This is a genomic window from Parahaliea aestuarii (genome assembly GCF_008064635.1).
Lineage (GTDB): Bacteria > Pseudomonadota > Gammaproteobacteria > Pseudomonadales > Halieaceae > Parahaliea > Parahaliea aestuarii.
The window spans coordinates 92,183-112,347 of record NZ_VRYZ01000010.1 but is presented as its reverse complement, the minus strand read 5'-3'; the positions used below and the strand labels follow the sequence as shown (position 1 = coordinate 112,347).

The window sequence follows — 20,165 nt, the reverse complement described above, 5'->3', positions numbered from 1 at the left end:
GCCGGGCACTGCGGCCCCGTTGCCAGTGATTTCCCGCGCGCTCAACGTGAAACACCGCGCACCGTAGTCGGTGCTGCAGATGCCCGGTGCGCTTGCTCCAGCCGTTCGTTAACGCTGTCGATGGTGCCCTGCAGCAAGGCTCCCCCCTGCCCTAGAACCAGCGCGTGGCTGACAAGCTCGAGCAGTGCCCGCTTGTGCGTGGCAATCACCAGAGTGCGATCCGCCAGCCAATCCTTCAGCTGCCCTATCACTGCGGCTTCGGCCTGCTGGTCAAGTGCGGCCGTGGGTTCGTCCATCAACACGATGGGCGCGTCCTGCAGGAAAAGACGGGCGAGCCCCACACACTGGCGCTGACCACCTGAAAGACTCTGGTTACCCGGCAGGAACAGGTCGAGGCCCAGCGGATGGGCTCGCACAAATCCCCCGAGCCCGGCCCGATCCAGAGCCTCCAGCAATTGATGGTCGTCGTAGGCCCCGCCATCGAGTGTCAGGTTGTCGCGCAGCGTACCGTGGAAAAGGGCGACATCCTGCGGCAGATAGCTGATCAACCGCCGCTTGTCAGCGGAATCGACCTGTGCCAGCTCCAGATTATCGAGCCGTACACTGCCAGCTGTAGGGTCGTAAAGGCCGGCGAGCAGACGCAGCAAGGTACTCTTGCCCGCCCCGTTGCTCCCCAGCAAGGCCCAGCGCTCGCCGCTGCCGATATCCCATTTTTCCAGCGTCAGCGCCGGTGACATGTCCGGCTGGTACTGCCAGCGCACCGCGCGCAGCATGAAGGCACCGCGGGTAGTGGACAGCGCGACGTACTGGCGCTGCGGCTCGCGCTCGATCGGCCGCTGCATCAGGTCCTCCAATCCCTCGAGAGCAACCCGGACCTGCTGCCAACGCCCCAGGAGGCGGCTCACCTGGGTCGCCGGCGACAGCGCGCGAGATGACAGGATGGAGCAGGCAATGAGCCCGCCGACGGTCAGGGTACCGTCAAATATCAGGTAGACCCCGGCAATGATGGTGCCCGCGTAGGCGCATTGCTGCATGGCCGCGGCCCATCCAGCCAGCCAGGTGTCGAGGTGGCGCCCGGAAACGGCACGGCCAGCCTGCTCTGCCGATATCTGCTGCCAAAGGCGCAGGCTACGGCCTTCCGCCCGGGTCGATTTAACCGTTTCCAGATGATCCACCGCCTCCAGCAGTACCGCATTGCGCACCGCCGCCTCGCGCATACCTTCGCGTGCGCGCCGTGCCACCACCGGCTGGGCGAGGATACTCGGGACGATGATCGCCACCATTGCCGCCACCGGCACCCAGACTACCGGCCCGCCGATCAGTGCGATCAGCCCCAGGAACAGCAGCGTAAACGGCAGGTCGCCAAAGGCGCCCAGGGTACCCGCGGTAAAAAACTCGCGCACGCTGTCAAAGTCACGCACCTGGCTGGCAAACGCCCCCGCAGATCCGGGCCTGGCAGACAGCTTCAGACTGACAGCCTGCTCAAACAGCTGCCGCGACAAAGCCAGATCCAGCCGCTTGCCGCTGGTTTCGATCAACTGCGCCCGCAAACCGCGCAAAATACACTCCAGCCCGATGGCCAGGAATACACCAATGGCCAGCGCCCACAGTGTTTCCTCCGCCTGGGTGGGCACCACCCGGTCATAGACCTGCATGGCGAACAGCGCCGTGCCCACCGCCAGCACCGCGGCAAACAGGGATGCCAATGCCACCTCGGCAAACTGCTTCCAGTGCGAGCGCACCCGGCTCCAGAACCAGTGACCGTGACTCTCCCTGCCGTAGCCATCGACCCGGCTCTGCTGCAGGGACCGGGCGTGGGCAAACAGCGAGCGGCCAGCGTAGAGCGCTGCCAGTTTTTCCGGCGCCAGGGTCTGGGTGCCGCCAGTCAATGGACAGACCACATCGTACTGCCCGTCGAGTTTGCCAATGAGCACAAAGGTATGGCCGTCATTGAGGAGCAATAGACAGGGCAGCAGCGAGGGACAGATATCCTCGAGCGACAGTTCGACCAGGCGTGCGGCAACATCCAGCCTGGCAAGCAGTTCCGGCAAACTTTCCGGCGCCAGCCGGCCATGGTCCAGCGGCGCACGGTAACGCAGCCCCTCCACCGTCAACTCCCTGCCCTGGCGGGCCAGCAGGCATTGCACGCCCTGCAGCAGGGGCTCCAGGGGGACGCCGCCCGCGGACAGCGCCGCGGCAATATCAGGCTCGCGACCCACGGCCACTCTCCTGCAGTAACAGACGAGTCAAAACTCCGAGATCGGCTGCCGTCTGGTACTGCAACTGCAGCAGATCCAGCTTCAGCTCCATACGCTGCCGGCGCGCGCTGAAATGTTCCCGCGTAACCGACAGTAACTCCTCGAAGTCGCGCAGCCCCGCCAGAAACTGTTCCTCGTAGGTTTCCACGATACTGGCAGAGCGGGCGATCTGGTCATCGAGCGCCACGATACGCGCCAGCAGACTCGGCTCCTGGGCCATCAGCTGTTGCATCCCACGGCGCAGGTCGCGCTTGCTGGCGTCGAGCTGAAAGCGGCTGGCGCTCACCCGGTTGCGCGCGGCCCGGGGCTGTCGCAACTGGCGGGCACCGAACAGCGAGTCGGAGCGCAGTCGCAGCGCCACACTGGTATCGGTGTCCACCAGACCGTTGAAGTCGCGGCGAAACCAGTCCGCCTCGAGATTGATCTGCGGCCAGCGGCGCGCTTCCGCCAGTTCAAGCTCTGCCTCCGCGCGTTCCAGCTCGGCCAGGTCGGCACCCACCAGGGGCGCGGCAAGAATCGCCGATTCAAGTGCCTGCGGATCGCCGTAGTCACGCAGTACGGGCAGCGTATGCGGTGTTTCCAAATCCAGCTGCTCCGGGTCTTCGCCGGCCAACACGAGAAAATCCCGCCTGGCGCTCCAGGCAAGTCCCTGGTAACGGGCCTGCTCTTCTATCGCCCGGGCGCGCTCAACACGGGCCCGGTCCACTTCAACAACACCACTGAACCGGCCCTGATGTCGCGCCTCGGCGATGCGCTCGAAACGCGCCAGGACTTCAGCGTACTCACGGTAGATGTCATCGCCGCTCTGTCCTCGCAAATAGCTGAGGTAGGTAACAGCGGCATCCAGTGAAGTGTCGCTTTCTGCAATTCGCAGTTCGGCCCGGCTAAGCTGCCCGGCGGCTTCGGAGCTTTGAACCTCCGACGATACTCGCCCCCAGTCGTACAGCATCTGCCTCACGTTGAGCTGGTACTGGGAGTGCGCCTCTGTACCGACAACCCCCACATCGGCAGTGACCTGTGGCAGGTAGCCACCGCGAGCCACCTCCACTTGATCCCATGCTGCAGTGACACTCATCATGGCGGCCTGCACCCGGGGATCGCGGGACAGCGTGTCCAGAACAGCGTCACTCACGGAATATGCTCCTGCCGTCGCAGGCGCGAGCGCGGTGGCGCAAAGACACCACAGAGCAAGGCGCCTGCACCTGCCATTGGCCGCGGTTGCCACCACCGCCCTCAGGCCACGTCTACCGCCAGGTCGTCTTCGATCAGCAGGCTACTGCCGGTAGCAAACTGCAGCGCCACATAGTCCTCATAGATCGCTACGCCGCTCAGCGACGCCCCGAGGTCGATATCCAGCTCGATTCGATCCCCTGCGTCGCCTTCCAGTCGCAGACTGCCGTCAGCACCGGCAAACCTGGCAATAGCATCCAGATCGAGAGTGAGAGTGTTGTTGCCATTGCCACTGAGGTCGATGCTCGCCAGCTCGCGCAAGTCCGGTTCAGCAGCGTTCGAATCGCCATCTGGCGACATGCCCGCGCCGGCCATGGCCAGCGCCTCTTCATCCACCAGCACACCGCCGTCGTCCAGCGCGCGGCCGGCGGCCTCCTCCGCGGCAAAGATGGTGACTTCGGAATCACTCAGCGCTGAAGGATCCTGATCGCTGGCAATGAATTCGGTGCGATCGACGGGCACTGCGGTGTCCTCACCCAGCAATGCCCCGAGTTCATCGCCCAGCGCCTGCAGCGGGTTCTCGAGAAGGTTGGCCGCATTGCCCAGGTGAACAAAAGCGGTATCACTCACCTCACCGCTGCTATCCACACCCCGCAGGGCCAATTCCACGCCGACATTTGAAAGTGTATCGACAACGCCATCCAGCACCTCGAGGAAATCGTTGAGGGGAATGGTGAAGCTGCCATCCGCAGATACGTTGACCACGATATCGGTAGCGCTGGTGAGAAAGTCATCCTGCACCACGAAGACCTGCATCTGACTGGCTCCGGGCAGGCTGCCGGTCAGGGTGGTGCCTTCGAGCAATTGCTCGATCAAACCGCCCAGTCCAAGGGGAGCCAGCAAGCCGTTGTCCAGGGCATCTGCCAGTCCGGTAATGGTAAGGTCGATGCCCGCGAGGCTCAGCACCGTTTCCACCGTATTGTCCAGCGGGGGAGTATGCAGGATCAGCCCACCCGCCGTGGGCAACACCGCGCCGATATCGAAGTCGTCGCTGTCGCTGGCCGGCAATCCGTCCGCGTCAACGCCGGTGGCCGTCACGGTATAGTCGCCCTCCGCCAGCGCTATCGGCCATTCGGTACTCCAGCTGCCATCGGCGCCGGGGGCCACATTGACCGTCTCGCCGTCGATTTCAACCACGATTGGCCCTGCCACATTGCTGCTGGTACCACTCAGAAGCGGGGTCGAATCACTGGTAGTTCCAATTCCGTCCACAGTCACAACGGCGTCGGTGATGGTGTCGAGGGTTACCGTGGCAGTGTCGCTGCCCGCGTTACCGACGATATCGGTTGCGGTTACGGTAACCTGGGTATCGCCTTCCACCAGCGCGGCGATAGCGTCGTCCGCCAGTGACCATGTACCATCGCCGTTATTCCGGGCCGCGTAATCCAGCCCGTCAATCGTCACCACCACGGAGGCTCCCGGATCATCCACCGAGCCCGCCAGGCCCGGAGTGCTGTCCTGGGTTTCAAAGTCCGCCAGCGATACCACTGGTGCGACCGTATCCACCGTTACATTGGCGGTCGCCGTGTCCGTGGTTCCCACCGTGTTCTCAGCCGTCACAGTGACTTCGGTAACTCCCTCGGGCAGCGCCGCCAGGGTGTTATCCGGCAGGCTCCAGGTTCCATCGCCGTTGTTGATTGCGCTGTAGTCCACTCCCGCCACCGTCACCACAATGCTTGCATCCGGACTGTCGATACTCCCCTGCAGCGGCGGTGTGGCGTCATTGGTTTGCAGGTTGTTCAGCATCACTGAGACCGCAGAGGCATCAATCGTAACCACGGCGCTACCGGAGCCGCTGTTACCCGCCGCATCCGTGGCCGTGACGGTCACGGTATTGTCGCCATCCGCCAGCGCGGCCAGCGTGTTGTCCGCCAGACTCCAGGTACCGTCGCCGTTATTGGTCGCGTTGTAGCTCACACCACCGACGCGAACCGTGACGGCCGCCGTGGGGTCATCAACCGTACCGTTCAGCGGCGGTGTGGCGTCCGCGGTGCTGAAGTCCGAGAGAGCAACTACGGGGGCCACAGAGTCCACTGTCACCGTCCCACTGGCGAAGGACGTATTGCCCTGTGCGTCAACGGCGGTGACGCCAATCGTGTTTGCACCCTCTGACAGCGGAGGCAGGGTGTTGTCGGCCAGTGTCCAGCTGCCATCGCCGTTATTGGTGGCGGAGTAGGTGGTGCCATCAACGGTAACCAGAACTTCGGCATCGGCCTCATCCACCGTACCGCTGAGCGCCGGAGTGGTATCGGTGGTACTCAAGTCATCCACCGTGACAAGCGGCCCCGTACTGTCAACGACCGTCGACGCCGGTTCACTGACGTTGCCGGCCGCATCGGTGGCGACGCCGACGATGACATCACCGTCCTCGAGGTCCGGCTCCAGGTCGACAGTCCAGGCACCGACGGCATCAGCCATCACCTGGCCCACCTGTTGACCGTCCACCGTCAACGTCACCATGCTTCCCGCCTCAGCCGAACCGCTGACGACGGTACCGTCGGTGGCCTCCAGTACCGGCGGGGGAGGCGGCGTGGTATCGACCAAGCTGATGTCGACGACTTCCGTGTCCGGCGGGCTCTGGTTGCCGGCAGCGTCCACTGCGACAGCGGTAATTTCGGTGCCATCGGCCAGGTCCGGAGACGGGTCAAAAGACCAGTTGCCGGCACTGTTCACCGGCACCTCTGCGCTGCTCTCCCCATCGAAGCTCAGCAGCACAGTAGTGCCCGGCTCTGCGCTACCGGTGACCACGGTGCCATTGGTCGCGTCGATTGACGGGGCATCTGGCGGCACTGTGTCCACTACCAGGCTCCCGGTATCCTCGGACTGGTTGCCCGCCTGATCGGTCGCCGTGACCACAATGTCATAACTGCCATCTTCCAGAGCCGGCAAGGTATTGTCCGGCAACGTCCAGGTGCCGTCCCCATTGTTGATCGCCGCGTAGCTTGCGCCATTCACGGTCACCTCTACCACGGATTCCGGATCGTCCACCTGACCGGAAAGTGCCGGCGTGGCGTCGTTGGTTAACAAGTCATCCAGGCTGACTTGGGGCGCCAGCGCATCGACCTCGACCTCAGTGGGGTCACTGACGTTGCCCGCGTCGTCTGTCGCTGTGACCGAGACGACAACGCCGTGCTCAAGATCGGGTTCGACATCGACCTGCCAGTTGCCATCTGCATCCGCCTGGGTCTCACCTATAACCTCCCCCTCTGCGACCAGGGTCACTGTCGAGCCTGATTCAGCCGAACCACTGACAACCGTGCCGTTGGTGGGAGCAACAACGGGTGCATCGGGCGCAGTATCGTCCGCTCCACCACTGCCAGTGCCGCCGTCACCATCGCCAGAGCGGCCTTCGCCTACACCGGTGCCGCCATCAGTCCCCGAGTTTGAACCGCCACCACCACCACCGCCCGCTGCGGCGGCGATACCGGCCAGTGCGAGTGCACCCAGGGCGATGCCCGTGCCGCCGGCGAAGAGTCCGGCACCGCCATCGTCATCGTCCTCTTTCGTGTCGGCGACCTGCTGTGCATTCAGCGCCAACGCTCCCTCTGGCGGGTCTGCTGGTAAATCGGCGAGAAATACAGCACCTGCGAATTCATCATCCTGAAAGTAAAGATGCGAACGCCCCTCTGCCGAGAAAAAGTCGTTGATCACCACCTGCTCTCCGCTGATCAGCTCGATCACCAGGGCATTCCCGCTGCGACTCACCGCCAGCACTTCATCCGGACTGACATCCAGCGAGACATCGCTGGGTTGCACAAGTGCGGCTGGTACGGATGAATCGACCACCGTACCGAGTTCAGCCAATTCACCGTGGGGGGCAATTTTTATTGAAACAGACATAGGTGGTTCTCCTTGCTAGGACAGGCCGTTATGAGAATTCTCGCTGGAACCAAACGGTCGACTGGAAAGACGCAGAACGGAAAGCTCTGCGTCGATAATAGAGGGAGAGGGGGCTGGTCGGACTGCACCTGCTCAGTACGCGGCGACGCGGTCAGCCACATTGCATCTAAAGGTAAAGACTTGATACTCCACCTCCGTAGCGCCCGTAGCAGCAAACCTCGATGCGGCGCTATCTGCCAGTTTTTATCCGCCGAATTACTAGATATTCCGCGCGGTATTTATAATTACAGTGCAGTCGAGTACTAAACAAGATATTAGCTATGATTATGAAGTTAGACGCTCGGCATATCCTGTTCAACTATTATTTTGCGTTTTTGTGAGGTTTCTGTGATTCGTTGACCACTTTTCGCTTGCATAAAAAGTCCGAGGCGAAAAAACCACGCAGCAGGACCAGGCGGCGCAGTATTCGCAGCGCCAGTCAGGCCACGTGGTCCGGGAAGATTCAGAATTGAGTCGTCACCGCGAGAACCGCGGTGACGGAAGGAAGAAATATCAACCGCAACTCACTGACCGCAACGATACACCCCGAACACCTGCTCGCCCTTGTCATTGATCCCGCTTTCCGCGGTGATCGTGTCTCCACCCATACGGGCGGCGGCATTGCGGGCAAGCGTGCTGAGTTCGACGCCAACCTTTTCTGAATCGCGCTCAATACTGGCCAGCGTTGAGCGGGTTGCCGAGGTAGTACTGCCCAGGCGCTTGCAGGAGGTGGGCACTTTGGAAACCTGGGTGACGGTTTTTCCCTCTTTGGTGAGGTCGACCCAGCTGCAGGCGGCCAGGGGTAGTAGAAGCAGTGCAATGTACAGTGAACGCATGGTATGACTCCTGATGGTATGGGTGCTTATGGACGGCCAGACCCGGCCCGCCATTCCCGGGGTGGCACAGGATTTCTGTCCACCCACAGTCCGCGGCGGGCATTGCGGGCGCCCTGTTCAATGCGGCCGAGCTCCATATCGTAGGGAGCCGTCTGCTGGTCCCACCAGGCACAGCCGCGCTGGATGAGCAGTTTACTGACCGGGGCGGTATCCAGGTAGACTTCGCTGACAAGTAGATGCTCGCGAGGACGCATATCCGCGCTCAGGCGCACACTGCGGCCACCCACCAGTTCCTCCAGGCAGCGGCGGGCGCCCTCGCCAAAGGGTTGATCCGGTTCCGGGGCATCGACCCCGCGCAGGCGCACGGTATGCGGCCTGCCCTCGCTGTCCACCACCTGCAGGGTGTCGCCCTCCACGACCCGGCTCACTCCCACCTGCAGCACTTTGGGCGGTTCCGGCACCGATACGTCCGGGCTGGAAGCACAGGCCGCCAGCAATCCAAGTGCGCCGGCGAGCAGCATTCGCTGTCGATTCATCCCTGAGCATTCCCCCGGATTCTTGCCGCCCCCATGACAGGGCCGCCCTGTTGCGTCAGTATCCAGTATTCCAAACGCCCTGCACAGGATACCCCCATGCCGCTGACTTCACGCTCGCTCGCCACGGTGCTCGCCATGCTGTTTTGCTACTGCGCGATGGGCCTGAGCCCGACTGTCGCCAGTGCAGGACAGGCGTCAAGGCCAACGCCGGTGGAAGGCGACTTCACGATACACGACTTCAATTACGACGACGGCAGCGTCGGCGACCTCAGCCAGCACTACACCACCCTCGGCCAGCCCCGGCGCAATGCCGATGGCAGAGTGACCAACGCCGTATTGATCATGCACGGCACCACCGGCAGCGGCTCTGGCTTTCTCGGCGACCGCTACGCCGGCGTACTGTTCGGCGAGGGCGCACTGCTGGACGCCTCCCGCTACTACATCATTCTCACCGACGCCATTGGCCACGGCCAGTCCAGCCGACCCAGCGCAGGCCAGGCGGCCGACTTCCCCAACTACACCTACGACGACATGGTGCGGGCCCAGTACCGCCTGCTGAATGAACACCTCCAGGTCGATCACCTGCGGCTGGTGACCGGCACTTCGATGGGCGGCATGTTGAGCTGGGTGTGGGGCTATACCTATCCGGACTTCATGGACGCCCTGCTGCCGCTGGCGAGCCTGCCGGTGGAAATCGCCGGCCGCAACCGCATGCAGCGCAAGATGATTATCGACGCGGTGAAGAACGACCCCGGCTACAAGGGAGGCTTCTATGACGAACAGCCCGCCGGCCTGCGCGAGGCCATGTACCCGCTGATCTTCATGGTCTCCAGCCCCTTGCAATACCAGCTGGAAGCACCGACCCGAGAGGAATCCGAAGCGATGCTGGAGGCGCTGGTGGAACGCTACAGCGCGCGCATGGACGCCAACGACCTGACCTACGCCTTCGACGCCTCGCGTTTCTACAATCCGGCGCCTCACCTCGACAACATCAGGGCGCCCCTGCTGGCCATCAACTCCGCCGACGACCAGGTCAATCCACCCGAGCTGGGTCTGCTGGAAACGTACATCGGGAATGTACCCAATGGCGAGGCGGTCACCCTGGATATCACGCCGCTGACCCGCGGCCACGGCACCCACTCCCTGCCGAGTATCTGGGGGCCCTACCTGGCGCGCTTCCTGGCCGCGACCGCCAGCGCCGAAGACCGAAGCAGCCGCGATTACAGCGCCCTGACCGACCTGGATTCACCAATATGGCAGGAGCAGGCGCCGGCGCAGTTCGTCGCCCGCTTCGAGACCACCGAGGGCCTGTTCCGCATCAAGGTGGAAAGGGCGCTGGCGCCGCGTGGCGCGGACCGCTTCTACCAGCTGGTGAAAAGCGGCTACTACGACGGCGTACATATCAACCGCGTGGTGCCGGGTTTCATCGCCCAGTTCGGCCTGCACGGCAATACGGAAGTGCAGGCACTGTGGAAGCACAACGCCATCGACGATGACCCGGTCAGCGCCAGCAACTCCCGTGGCACCGTGGCTTTTGCCATGACCGGCCCCGACACCCGCAGCACCCAGGTCTATATCAGCACCGGCGACAACACCCGCCTCGACAAAGACGGCTTCGCCCCCTTCGGACAGGTCATCGAGGGCATGGATGTGGTTGACCGACTCTACGGGCTGTACGGCGAAGAGGCCGGAGGCGGTTTGCGCGGTGGCCGGCAGGGCCCGCTGGAAGCCGGCGGCAGCGACTACATCAACCGCGAGTATCCGCTGCTGGACTTTATTGTGAGTGCCAGGCCTGAATAACCTGCTGGTTGTCGAAAATCAGCGACGTGGATCGACCAGGAAGTGAAATCACTGTCGATTTCAACTTTCTGCCTCTTCAAGGAGCCACATCTATGTCCAGAATGATCTTTGTAAACCTGCCCGTCGCCGATCTCAGTGCGTCCATGGATTTCTACTCGGCCCTCGGCTTTGTGAACAACCCACAGTTCACTGACGATACGGCCGCCTGTATGGTGTGGAGCGAAGCGATCAACGTGATGCTGCTTACTCACGCCAAATGGCGAACCTTTACTGACCGCCCCATTCCCCCGACCACCGCTAGCGAGGTCATGCTCGCTATTTCGTGTGACAATCGTGAAGCGGTCGACAGCATGAATGAGGCCGCCGCAGCCAATGGTGGAACGGCCGACATCAACCCGATCCAGGATCTTGGGTTTATGTACAACCGCAACCTGGCTGATCCTGACGGGCATGTCTGGGAGGCCATGTGGATGGATATGTCCGCGCTTTCCTCCGACACACAGCCGGGATGAGGAAGTGTCCATGCGGGCACTGATGTTGTAGGCCACAATTCACCGGCCACAGCAGCAGAAGGGCAGTAATGCAATCCGGCCCTGGTTCAACTTTTCAGTGGTATACACTTTGCTAATGGCGGCGTATTCCCGAAGATAGGACCATGGCCTAAAACCCTAATTCAACGAGGGCCGCCGAGCATGCTGATTCCCGATCTGGACTTCGATGTCGATACCCTCGCGCTGGAGAACTGCGCGCTGATGGCAACCAACCCCGCCCTGGAAATGGTGTACTGGAGCCCGGGCGCGGAGCAGCTGCTGGGCTTCACGCGGGCGGATGTCCTCGGGCGACTGCCCTTCGAGGTATTTATGTCGCCGGAGGATTTCGCGGTGGCCGCGGACTACTGCTCGCAGTTGATGAGTGCAGCGCCCGCAGACGTCGAATTGCAGGCCCGCTACAACGCGCACACCGCAGCGGGCGGGCGGCTGTCCTGCGACTGGTATCACCAGCGTGTTTACAGCGGCGAAAACGGCGCCCTGATGCTGGTATTGTGCCTGGTGGTGCCGGCGGCGGGTGATGGCTTTCAGGTGGCCTGCCAGGCCGCCGTCGACCGCTATGCCGAAACAGTGCAGTGCTGGCTCGAGGATCGCGAGCAACGCTGGCAGGGCTGGAGCCGCCTGTTCAATGAGCGCTGCAACGCCATGCGCTTTGAACACGGACCCTATGCCGAGCTCACGCCCCGTGAACGCGAGCTGGTGGAAGAGCTGGCACGCTCCACGCGCCTCAAGCTGGTAGCGCGGAATCTGGGCATCTCCCTCAACACCGCCCGCAACCATCTGAAATCCGTGTTCACCAAGCTGGAGATTCACTCCCAGGAACAATTGATCCGCGAAGTGCGCGCCATGGCACCGCCACAGCGCGGGAGCTACTAAGCCCGGAGATTGACTGCCGCAAGGCGGCAGTGTTGCCAGCGCGTCACCAGCGGCGCCATCAACGCGAAGTTGCGATGGGCCACTCCCCAGCAATGTGCAATCAACGTTTCCTCGTCGAGGGTTTCGGGCCTGGAATTCAGACAATCCAGCAGAGCCTGGCGCGCTTCGGGTAGCTGGCGCATGCCGGTCCCCAGCAGTGCATTGATGCCGGACAACTCCCGCTCATCCACCCCCGGGCCGTCCCTGTGGCGCCGCGCCAGGTAGTGCACGATGTCCGTCGCCCCCGCCGTCATCGCCGCGGCGAAATCGCCCTGCACCGCCGGCGCGACACCCCGCGCCAGTTGTTTCGCCAGCACCTCGTAGAGCTCGTCATCGGCCGTTACAGCAGCACCCGGAAGATCCTCCAGTTCCGGCGCCAGGTCGTGGTACAGGCCAAAGGCCTCGCACAGCAACAGGTCGCAAACCGCCTGGTAGCCCAGGTTCATCGCCACCGGGGTGTTCCAGGCGGGGCGGCGCACCAGCCCCGGCAGGGAGATGACCGACCGACCCAGCTGGTGGGCGAGGTAATAGACGATCTTGCGCCAGTCGAGCGACACGCCGGCCTGCTCGGCATAGCGGCGGAAATAGGGCGTCAGGTCGCCCCCGGCCGAGGGCGTGAAGAAATCCCGCAGCCAGACATTGCCCAGGTCCTCCAGCGGATCGCCGTAGTGGGCCCACTCCCAGTCGACAATGGCCGTGATCCGGCCGCGTTCGAACATGAAGTTGCCGGCGCCGGTATCGCCCTGCAGCAGGCAGGTGCGCTGCACGCTGTCCGGCACATGCCGGCGCAGCCAGTAGCGGCTGAAGGCGCCGAGTACCGTGGAACTGTCCGGCGGGCCGGGCAGATCACCAATCTGGTCCACCGCCTCCAGTTCCATCAGGGAGTGGGCCTGGGGCGTGGGGGGCAACTCGAAGTCGGGCAGCGCCAGCTGATCGACCTCGATGCGGTGCAGGTCCGCCAGGTACCCCATGAACTCGCTCAATACCGCCTCCTGTTCGCCGGCATCGGCGGCATCCAGGTCGGCGCGCCCCGGCTCGAAGGTCTGGAGGGCGATGCAGAATTCATCGTTCCAGTCGACGATGCCCTGGGTGGGAATCGACGTGTGCTCGCAGAGATAGCGAATGAGTCCGGTTTCGCGCTTGAGGCCGCGGCGACCGGGAGCATTCGCCAGCGCGGCGCGATCGATGCGCAGAAAGTAGCGCTCCGCGGCCCCCGCCCGGGTCACCACATCCACCTGCCAGGCCTCGCGCCGCACCACCAGGCGTTTCAGTTGCAGTTCGCGCGCATCCAGGCGCTGTCGCAACCAGTCTTCCGCCCCGGCGGGCAGGGCTGTGCCAGTCGAACTCATACCTGATTCCTCTCGCGGTAGGTGGTGGCTGCGGCTTCAGTATTCATAGATCACATCCACTCCCCAGGTCGCCAGGTCACCGTAGACATTGGTGGTGAAGCCGAGGGTACCGAAGTCGGTGCCGAACTCGCGATAGGGCTCGTTGGTGATGTTGCGGCCCCATACCGCCAGTGCCAGCGCGCCGCCGCCCAGGGGAATATCGGACCAGGCCAGGCGGGCATCCGCCAGGGTGCGCTCGTCCGCGGTACCGTTGCTGTACAGCGTCGGGCTGAAGTTGTACTCATCGGTGTAGGTCACATCCACCCGCAGGCGCAACTCGCCCGCGCTATGCAGTGGCCAGCGCCACTGGGCCCAGGTGTGGGCGGTGTGCTCCGGTGCAAAGGGCGCCCGCGCACTGTCTGCGATATCCTGGCCGCCCACCACAAACTCGTCGTAATCAAAGTCCAGGTAGCCGTAATCGAGCCCCAGCACCAGCGTATCGGTGACCTGCAGGGTGGATTCAAACTCCAGCCCCTGGATGGTCGCCTGGCCGGCATTCAGCAGCACCGTGGCGCCGGAGACAAAGTCATTGACCTGCAGATCGTCGTAGTCGTAGTGAAAGGCAGCCAGGTTGATGCGCAGGCGGCGATCCAGCAGCTCGCTCTTCAGGCCGATCTCGTAGTCTGTGAGAGTCTCCTCATCGGCGGTCAGGGCAAAGGCCTCTTCATTGCCGGCGCGCACCGGGTGGCTGCCGGCGTTGTAACCGGTGGCCACCTTGGCGTAGCCGTTGATGTCATCACTGAAGCGATAGGTCACCGTCGCGGTGGGATTCCAGTTGCTCCAGTCGGCCGTTTGCTCCCAGTTGGGCGTGGCGTCCAGGATGACCGCCTGCTTCTCATCCTCGGTGTAACGCAGCCCCAGCGTCAGGTCCAGGCGGTCACCCAGTACCGGTGGCGTCCAGGTTACCTGGGAATAGGCGGCCCAGGAGGTGTTGTCCACGCTGTATTCCTCCCCGAGGCCGGTGGGCGGTGGGCCCAGCAGCGCGTTCTGGTTCACCAGCACGCCGCTGTCAAAGCCCGGCAGTACGCCGCCGGGCAGGTAGATCAGCAGGTCCCAGCGGTTGTGCAACTCCTCGGCTTCTTCTTCGAAGTAGTAGAGGCCGCTGACATAGGACCAGCGCTCGTCGGCACTGCTGCCGATCAGCTGCAACTCCTGGGACCAGGCCGTGTGGGCCTTGCGGTTGCCCTGGTATTCGGCCAGCGCAAAGTGACCGAAGGGCACGCTCCAGCTGCCGCCATCCTGGTCATTGCCCACCAGCCCGCCATCGAGATCGTGATAGCCGGTGATGGAGCGCAGCTCCAGCGCGCCCAGCTGCCAGCTCAGGTGCAGTGCCGCGTCGACGATGTCATAGCGCTCGTAGCCCTGGTTGTCCAGGGCCAGCTTGCCCAGCCGGTCCTCGCTCACGGCACCGGACTCCAGCGCTTCCCGGAAGGGGTTGTCGGCCGGTGAAACAACGGTGAACGGCGAGAAAGAGGTCACCGTGGGCAGGTCGAGGTAGCTTGGCTCGATCGCCGTCAGCTGGCCGGCCGGCGGCACCGCCTCGGTGCTGGTCTCCTGGTAACTCAGGTCGGCGGTAAAGTCGTCGCTGGCCTGCCAGCGCAATGCCAGGCGCCAGGCGTCATTGTCGACCGCACCCAGGCGGTCGGGCCGGCTGCTGCCGGTATTCTCGATAAAGCCGTCATGCTGGATCACAACGTAACCCAGTTTGGCGGACAGCCCGTTCCACTCGGGCACATCCAGGGTTGTGGAACTGCGGAAGCGACCGCGGTCACCGCCGGTCAGCTGCTGCTTGAAGCCGAGTTCGCCGGAGGGCTTTTTGCTGATCAGGTTGATGGCACCGCCGGTGGTGTTTTTGCCGTACAGGGTACCCTGGGGACCGCGCAGCACCTCGACCCGCTCCAGGTCGACCACGTCAAACACCGAGCCGGTGTTTTTCGACAGGTAGACACCGTCCAGGTAGAAGCCCACCTTCGGGTCCTGGGCGAGGGAGGGCTCGGCGGACGCCATGCCGCGAATAGTCGCCGCCGCGGAAACCGCCGTGGAGTTCAGCGCCACCACGCGCACGTTCGGCACAATGTCGCCCACCCCCTTGAGATCGTGAATACCCAGGTCGAGCAGGGTCTGTTCATTGAAGGCGGTCACGGCGATAGGCGTTTCCTGCAGGTTCTCCTCGCGCCGTTCGGCGGTGACCACCACCTCTTCCAGCACCGCGGCGGCCACCGGCAGTGCAGGGCTGGCCGCCAGCAGGGCGGCCAGCGGCAGGGAAACAGCCTGGCGGGCGGCAAGACGTCGTTCGGACTTCATGGGCAGAGCTCCAGCGCGTTGTTATTGTCGCCGTATTCTGGGTCCGGCCGCCGGCGCCCCTCAATGGCCCAATTTGCACTATAGGGCCGCCGCAACCTGCTGACAGCGCGCGCCGGGAGTTCTAGTATTCGCGCCATGCACCAGGAACCCGGCGACAGAACCTCCCCGCGCAAGATCATCCACATCGATATGGATGCCTTCTTTGCCAGCGTGGAACAGCGCGACAACCCCGAGCTGCGCGGCAGGCCCGTGGCCGTGGGCGGCTCATCGGCCCGCGGGGTGGTGGCGGCGGCCAGCTACGAGGCGCGCCAGTTTGGGGTGCGTTCGGCCATGCCCTCGGTCACCGCCAAACGACGCTGCCCGGCGCTGGTCTTTGTCAAACCGCGCTTTGAGGTCTACCGCGCGGTGTCACAGCAGATACACGCCATCTTTCGCCGCTATACCGACCTGATCGAGCCGTTGTCGCTGGACGAGGCCTACCTGGACGTCAGTGAAGATCGCCTCAAGGTCGGCAGTGCCACCGGCATTGCGCTGCAAATCCGGCGCCAGATTCTCGAGGACACCGGGCTCACCGCCAGCGCCGGTATCAGCTACAACAAGTTCCTGGCCAAGATCGCCTCGGACCAGAACAAGCCCAACGGCCAGTGCGTGGTGCGCCCGGAGCAGGGAGAGGCCTTCGTCGCCGCCCTGCCCGCGCGCCGCTTCTACGGCGTTGGCCCGAAAACCGCGGAAAAAATGGCGGGGCTGGACATTCACTCCGGCGCCGACCTGCGCGCCTGCGAGATGGACTTCCTGCAGCAGCACTTCGGCAAATCCGCGGAGTATCTGTACCGCGCCAGCCGCGGCATCGATCACCGCCCGGTGAAACCGGACCGGGTGCGCAAATCCATCGGTGCCGAGCGCACTTACAGTGAAGATCTGGAAGAAGAGGCGAAACTGCGGGAGGCCCTGGAGGCCATCGCCAGCACGGTGTGGGAACGGGCGGAAAAGCACGGCAGCCGGGGGCGTACGGTCACCCTGAAACTGAAGTTCAATGACTTCCGCCAGATCACCCGGGCGCGCTCGCTGGAGCAGCCGGTGGCCAGCTGCAATGTCCTGGCAGAGGTCGGCCAGGCCCTGCTGGCTGCGCAGCTGCCGCTGCCGCGGGGAGCCCGCCTGCTGGGCCTGACCCTGTCCGGGCTGGAATCGGTAAAAGCGGAGAAGGCCCCCGCCGCCGGTATCGCCGAAGCGCACCCACGGCAGGGGCAGTTTGCGTTCTAGCCGGGAGTTAATCCAGCGTAAGCACAACCTTGACGCTGCCATCGACCGCCGCCGCATCGATGTAACCGATGGCTTTGGCATCACCGGCAACAGCCTGTTTGACACTGGCCGCGTCCGGCAGCTCTTCCGGGGGCTGGGCCTTGCCGGAGAACATCAGGCGCGACCACGTTGCCTTGACCTGTGACAGGCTGCGACCGGTCGCCTTCTGGTAAAAGTCCGCCCGGATTGCATCAGAGGCCGGCAGATCCAGAGGGCTGAAGCTCTTGTCCTTGCCGAGATAGATCGCCGCAACCTGGTCGCTGGTCAGGTCAGCCGCCGCCGGGTTCACCACCACGGCAATCCCGGCATGCGCGTTCGCCGCCAGCAGTGCGCTGGCAATCAACAGCATTATGCGTTTCATGGTTACCTCCTAGAATACAAAGTCGATGGCGACGCTGGCGACCACCACGTCGTCGAGCACAGGCGCCTTGTCCAGTACCGACAGCGGCTGTGCCAGCGGCGGCGTTGCGAAGCTGATGCCGGGCGTACCGTGCGTGTCCACGTAGTCGAGCTGGAACTTGATGGCCACGGCACTGAACGCGTCCCAGCGCAGGCCCGCTGCAATAGTGGACTGCTCGCCGGACATCTGGCCCGCGGGGCTTTTTTCCTCCGGCTCGGTGCGCGAGTAAATGGCGTAGGGAAGGACATCACCAATGCGGTAGCCACCCATCACGTACCAGCCATCGGCATCGGCAAACTGGCCGTAGTCCTCAGCGCGTCGCTGCACGTACTCGGCCTGTGCGACGAGATTGTCGCGATCGAAAATGACACCGACATTGCTGAAGCTGTAGTCATCCGTGGCGCCGCCGGGAATGCCGAAAGGCTCAAGCTCCACTTCGCTTTCCACGTGGCCGGCACGCAGGGTCAGTACCTGGCCTTCCCAGCGGGCGGTCAGTCCGCGCACGTCTTTGGCCTCGGCTTCGATACCAGAGGTGTTCATTTCACTTTCACCGGCAAGCGCGGTCAGGGTCAGCGATCCCGCACCCAGCGACCAGCGGTAGCTGAGGTCGATGCCATCGAGGCGGTGGAGCAGGGCCATGCCGTACACCTCGTCCGGGGGACGCACCCAGTTGTTGGCGTAACCGACATTGCGGGTGTCGGAAATCATGAACATCGGCAGCGCAGTCCGGCCCGCCCGCAGGCGCAGTCCGTCCAGCGGCTCCACCGCGAGGAAGGCCCATTCAACTTCGGTGTCCAGATTCATTTCGCTGCGCTGCTGGGTCAGCAGCTGTACGGTGCCGGACAGCCAGTCAGTCGCGTTCACATTGAGCTGTACGCCGAGGTTGGTATCGACCTTGAATTCAGGGTCGGTGGTCGCCCCGCTGGGCTGTCCATCGCGCACGTACTCGACATCGTCGTTATCGGTTACGACCAGCCCGGTGGTGCCAAAGGCACTCAGCATGGCGTGCTCGCCCAGTTCTACCGCGGCAAATGCCGGGGTCGCAGTGTGTATCAGTGCCGACGCAGCCAGCACCGCTTTAACGCAGTGGTTCATAAAGACTCCAGTTAAGTCCAGTCGCTAGAAAATTTGCTTGGGGATTTTTTGGGGGTGGAGGAAAGAGCCGCTCAGGCGGCCCTCCCCAGGGGTTCGTTGCCAGCGGACCTGTTCGCCGGCGCGCGCCGCATCTGGTCGACAACCGGTTGCGCTTCTGCGCTGGCCGCAGCTTCGATGCGGAAGGCGCTGACGGTACCGGCCAGGTCCCGCGACTCGCTGGTCAGGCGACTGGCCAGTTCGGTGACCTGCTCGACCATGGCCGCATTCTGCTGGGTCATCCGGTCCATCTGGGTCACCGCGTGGTTGACCTGTTCCAGGCCGGCGGCCTGCTCCTGGCTGGCCGTCGATATCTCGCCGATGATGTCCGTCACTTTCTTCACCGAGGCCACGATGGCGTTGAGGTAGTTGCCCGATTCGTTCACCAGGCCCCTGCCATCGCGGATTTTGCCGACACTGTCCTGAATCAGCGCCTTGATCTCGCCCGCCGCCGAACTGCTGCGCTGGGCGAGGCTGCCGACTTCGCTGGCAACCACGGCAAATCCACGCCCCTGCTCGCCGGCCCGCGCCGCTTCCACCGCGGCATTCAGGGCCAGCAGGTTGGTCTGGAAGGCGATCTCGTCGATCACACCGATGATGTCTGCGATCTTCTTGCTAGAGCTGTCGATTTCCGACATCGCATCGACGGCGCGATTGACGACTTCCAGGCCACCCTCCGCCTCAGTGCGCGCGGCCTGGGCCAGGTCATTGGCGTGGCGTGAGTGCTCGGCACTGTTGCGCAGGGTCGAGGTCATCTCCTCCATGCTCGCAGCGGTTTCCTGCAGGTTGGCAGCCTGCCCCGATGTGCGCTCACTCAACAGCCCCACCGCAGAACTCACTTCCGCGGCGGCGGAATCCACCGCATCGGAAGAACTGTGGACACCCTGCATCAACTCGCCCAGCTTCGCCTTGAGCACGGCAATGCCATACAGCAGGCTGCTCTGGTCGCCGGGGCGCGTCTGCACCTCGGTGGTGAAGTCGCCATCGGCGATACGGCGCACCACGGCGACAGCTGCCTCCGGCTCACCACCGAGTGCCGCCAGCACGCGATTGATCTGCAGCCAGGATCCGAGCCATATTACGATCAGCATGACCAGCGAGCTGAGCATGAACACCTGCAGCGTGCGCTGCAGGTCATCGGATGAACCGGCCAACAGAGCGCTGAACTGCACGAGTGCGGCTTCACTGCTGTCCTGAAGCAGGCTGTCAAAGGCCTGCAGGGTCTGCTGCATCTGTTCAATGGCAGCGCCCGGGTCGCCGTCGGCATTGCCCAGCAGGATGGTCGTGGCCTCGGTGGCAGCGCTGTAGTACTGCTCAAAGCGGCCGGATAACTCAGCGGCAAGCTGGGCCGTCACCTCATCCAGCGCGCCGAGGCGGGCCAGCGCTTCACGCGCCTCAGCGGCAGACTCGTCGGCCTGTGTCAGGCCGCCGGTATCACCTTCGGTGACCGTGCGGCTGAGGGCTTCCTGCACATTGGCGAAGTCCTCCTGCACCGTGCGCAGCGCCTCTACCGCAGGGAACTGTACGGCCTGAACCCGGGTGAGGGCATCCGAGGCACGCGCGGTAATGCGTGAATTGACCGTGATTCCCGCCGCGAGAATCACCATCATCAGAAGTGGAAGTAACCACATTCGGTGTTTG

At 63.6% G+C, this 20,165-nt stretch carries 14 protein-coding genes; 4 read left to right on the top strand and 10 right to left on the bottom strand.

Annotated elements, in window-relative coordinates:
* Window positions 1-41: 41 nt before the first annotated feature.
* From FVW59_RS18840 to FVW59_RS18820, 5 genes are all read right to left on the bottom strand, one after another.
* Window positions 42-2,219: a type I secretion system permease/ATPase gene (locus tag FVW59_RS18840; RefSeq protein ID WP_187275973.1), complete on the bottom strand. Its 2,178-nt coding sequence runs from the start codon at window positions 2,217-2,219 to the stop codon at window positions 42-44.
* On the bottom strand, window positions 2,203-3,390 hold the full coding sequence (locus tag FVW59_RS18835; RefSeq protein ID WP_148065929.1) for a TolC family protein: 1,188 nt from the start codon (window positions 3,388-3,390) through the stop codon (window positions 2,203-2,205). Before FVW59_RS18835 ends, FVW59_RS18840 begins: the two co-directional genes overlap by 17 nt.
* Before the next feature lie 101 nt (window positions 3,391-3,491).
* Complete coding sequence (locus tag FVW59_RS18830; protein WP_148065928.1) at window positions 3,492-7,328, bottom strand: Ig-like domain-containing protein; 3,837 nt, start codon at window positions 7,326-7,328, stop codon at window positions 3,492-3,494.
* Between the two features lie 563 nt (window positions 7,329-7,891).
* Window positions 7,892-8,203, bottom strand: a complete 312-nt coding sequence (locus tag FVW59_RS18825) for a DUF4156 domain-containing protein (RefSeq protein WP_187275972.1) — start codon at window positions 8,201-8,203, stop codon at window positions 7,892-7,894.
* Between the two features lie 26 nt (window positions 8,204-8,229).
* On the bottom strand, window positions 8,230-8,739 hold the full coding sequence (locus FVW59_RS18820; protein WP_148065926.1) for a thermonuclease family protein: 510 nt from the start codon (window positions 8,737-8,739) through the stop codon (window positions 8,230-8,232).
* Window positions 8,740-8,835: 96 nt separating this feature from the next.
* Here FVW59_RS18820 and FVW59_RS18815 point away from each other — a divergent pair, with 96 nt between their 5' ends.
* The 3 genes from FVW59_RS18815 (at window position 8,836) to FVW59_RS18805 (ending at window position 11,963) form a co-directional block, all read left to right on the top strand.
* Window positions 8,836-10,539, top strand: a complete 1,704-nt coding sequence (locus tag FVW59_RS18815) for an alpha/beta fold hydrolase (RefSeq protein WP_148065925.1) — start codon at window positions 8,836-8,838, stop codon at window positions 10,537-10,539.
* Between the two features lie 92 nt (window positions 10,540-10,631).
* A complete protein-coding gene (locus tag FVW59_RS18810; RefSeq protein ID WP_148065924.1) occupies window positions 10,632-11,051 on the top strand; it encodes a VOC family protein in 420 nt (139 codons plus the stop codon).
* A gap of 180 nt (window positions 11,052-11,231) precedes the next feature.
* Window positions 11,232-11,963 (top strand): LuxR C-terminal-related transcriptional regulator, encoded by a 732-nt coding sequence (locus FVW59_RS18805; RefSeq protein WP_148065923.1) that lies wholly within the window; start codon window positions 11,232-11,234, stop codon window positions 11,961-11,963.
* On the opposite strand, the gene FVW59_RS18800 is transcribed toward FVW59_RS18805, so the two are convergent.
* Entirely contained in the window at window positions 11,960-13,351 is a 1,392-nt protein-coding gene (locus tag FVW59_RS18800; protein ID WP_148065922.1) for a phosphotransferase, read from the bottom strand. The genes FVW59_RS18805 and FVW59_RS18800 overlap by 4 nt on opposite strands.
* A gap of 36 nt (window positions 13,352-13,387) precedes the next feature.
* Window positions 13,388-15,694, bottom strand: coding sequence for a TonB-dependent receptor (locus FVW59_RS18795; RefSeq protein ID WP_148065921.1), 2,307 nt, complete (start codon window positions 15,692-15,694; stop codon window positions 13,388-13,390).
* Window positions 15,695-15,829: 135 nt separating this feature from the next.
* Here FVW59_RS18795 and dinB point away from each other — a divergent pair, with 135 nt between their 5' ends.
* Window positions 15,830-16,954 (top strand): DNA polymerase IV, encoded by a 1,125-nt coding sequence (gene dinB / locus FVW59_RS18790; RefSeq protein WP_148065920.1) that lies wholly within the window; start codon window positions 15,830-15,832, stop codon window positions 16,952-16,954.
* 7 nt (window positions 16,955-16,961) lie between these two features.
* Here dinB and FVW59_RS18785 read toward each other — a convergent pair whose 3' ends face one another.
* The 3 genes from FVW59_RS18785 to FVW59_RS18775 form a co-directional block, all read right to left on the bottom strand.
* The gene (locus tag FVW59_RS18785) at window positions 16,962-17,354 is read right to left on the bottom strand and encodes a type 2 periplasmic-binding domain-containing protein (protein ID WP_148065919.1); all 393 of its coding nucleotides are present in this window, start codon (window positions 17,352-17,354) and stop codon (window positions 16,962-16,964) included.
* 9 nt (window positions 17,355-17,363) lie between these two features.
* On the bottom strand, window positions 17,364-18,488 hold the full coding sequence (locus FVW59_RS18780; protein ID WP_148065918.1) for a porin: 1,125 nt from the start codon (window positions 18,486-18,488) through the stop codon (window positions 17,364-17,366).
* Between the two features lie 71 nt (window positions 18,489-18,559).
* On the bottom strand, window positions 18,560-20,134 hold the full coding sequence (locus FVW59_RS18775; protein WP_187275971.1) for a methyl-accepting chemotaxis protein: 1,575 nt from the start codon (window positions 20,132-20,134) through the stop codon (window positions 18,560-18,562).
* Between the last annotated feature and the right edge of the window lie 31 nt (window positions 20,135-20,165).

What these genes read in the sequence shown, in the direction of transcription:
- FVW59_RS18830 (WP_148065928.1), bottom strand. Translation starts at nt 7,328, where the DNA reads ATGTCTGTTTCAATAAAAATTGCCCCCCACGGTGAATTGGCTGAACTC.
- FVW59_RS18825 (WP_187275972.1), bottom strand. Translation starts at nt 8,203, where the DNA reads ATGCGTTCACTGTACATTGCACTGCTTCTACTACCCCTGGCCGCCTGC.
- FVW59_RS18820 (WP_148065926.1), bottom strand. Translation starts at nt 8,739, where the DNA reads ATGAATCGACAGCGAATGCTGCTCGCCGGCGCACTTGGATTGCTGGCG.
- FVW59_RS18815 (WP_148065925.1), top strand. Translation starts at nt 8,836, where the DNA reads ATGCCGCTGACTTCACGCTCGCTCGCCACGGTGCTCGCCATGCTGTTT.
- FVW59_RS18810 (WP_148065924.1), top strand. Translation starts at nt 10,632, where the DNA reads ATGTCCAGAATGATCTTTGTAAACCTGCCCGTCGCCGATCTCAGTGCG.
- FVW59_RS18805 (WP_148065923.1), top strand. Translation starts at nt 11,232, where the DNA reads ATGCTGATTCCCGATCTGGACTTCGATGTCGATACCCTCGCGCTGGAG.
- FVW59_RS18800 (WP_148065922.1), bottom strand. Translation starts at nt 13,351, where the DNA reads ATGAGTTCGACTGGCACAGCCCTGCCCGCCGGGGCGGAAGACTGGTTG.
- FVW59_RS18795 (WP_148065921.1), bottom strand. Translation starts at nt 15,694, where the DNA reads ATGAAGTCCGAACGACGTCTTGCCGCCCGCCAGGCTGTTTCCCTGCCG.
- dinB (WP_148065920.1), top strand. Translation starts at nt 15,830, where the DNA reads ATGCACCAGGAACCCGGCGACAGAACCTCCCCGCGCAAGATCATCCAC.
- FVW59_RS18785 (WP_148065919.1), bottom strand. Translation starts at nt 17,354, where the DNA reads ATGAAACGCATAATGCTGTTGATTGCCAGCGCACTGCTGGCGGCGAAC.
- FVW59_RS18780 (WP_148065918.1), bottom strand. Translation starts at nt 18,488, where the DNA reads ATGAACCACTGCGTTAAAGCGGTGCTGGCTGCGTCGGCACTGATACAC.
- FVW59_RS18775 (WP_187275971.1), bottom strand. Translation starts at nt 20,134, where the DNA reads ATGATGGTGATTCTCGCGGCGGGAATCACGGTCAATTCACGCATTACC.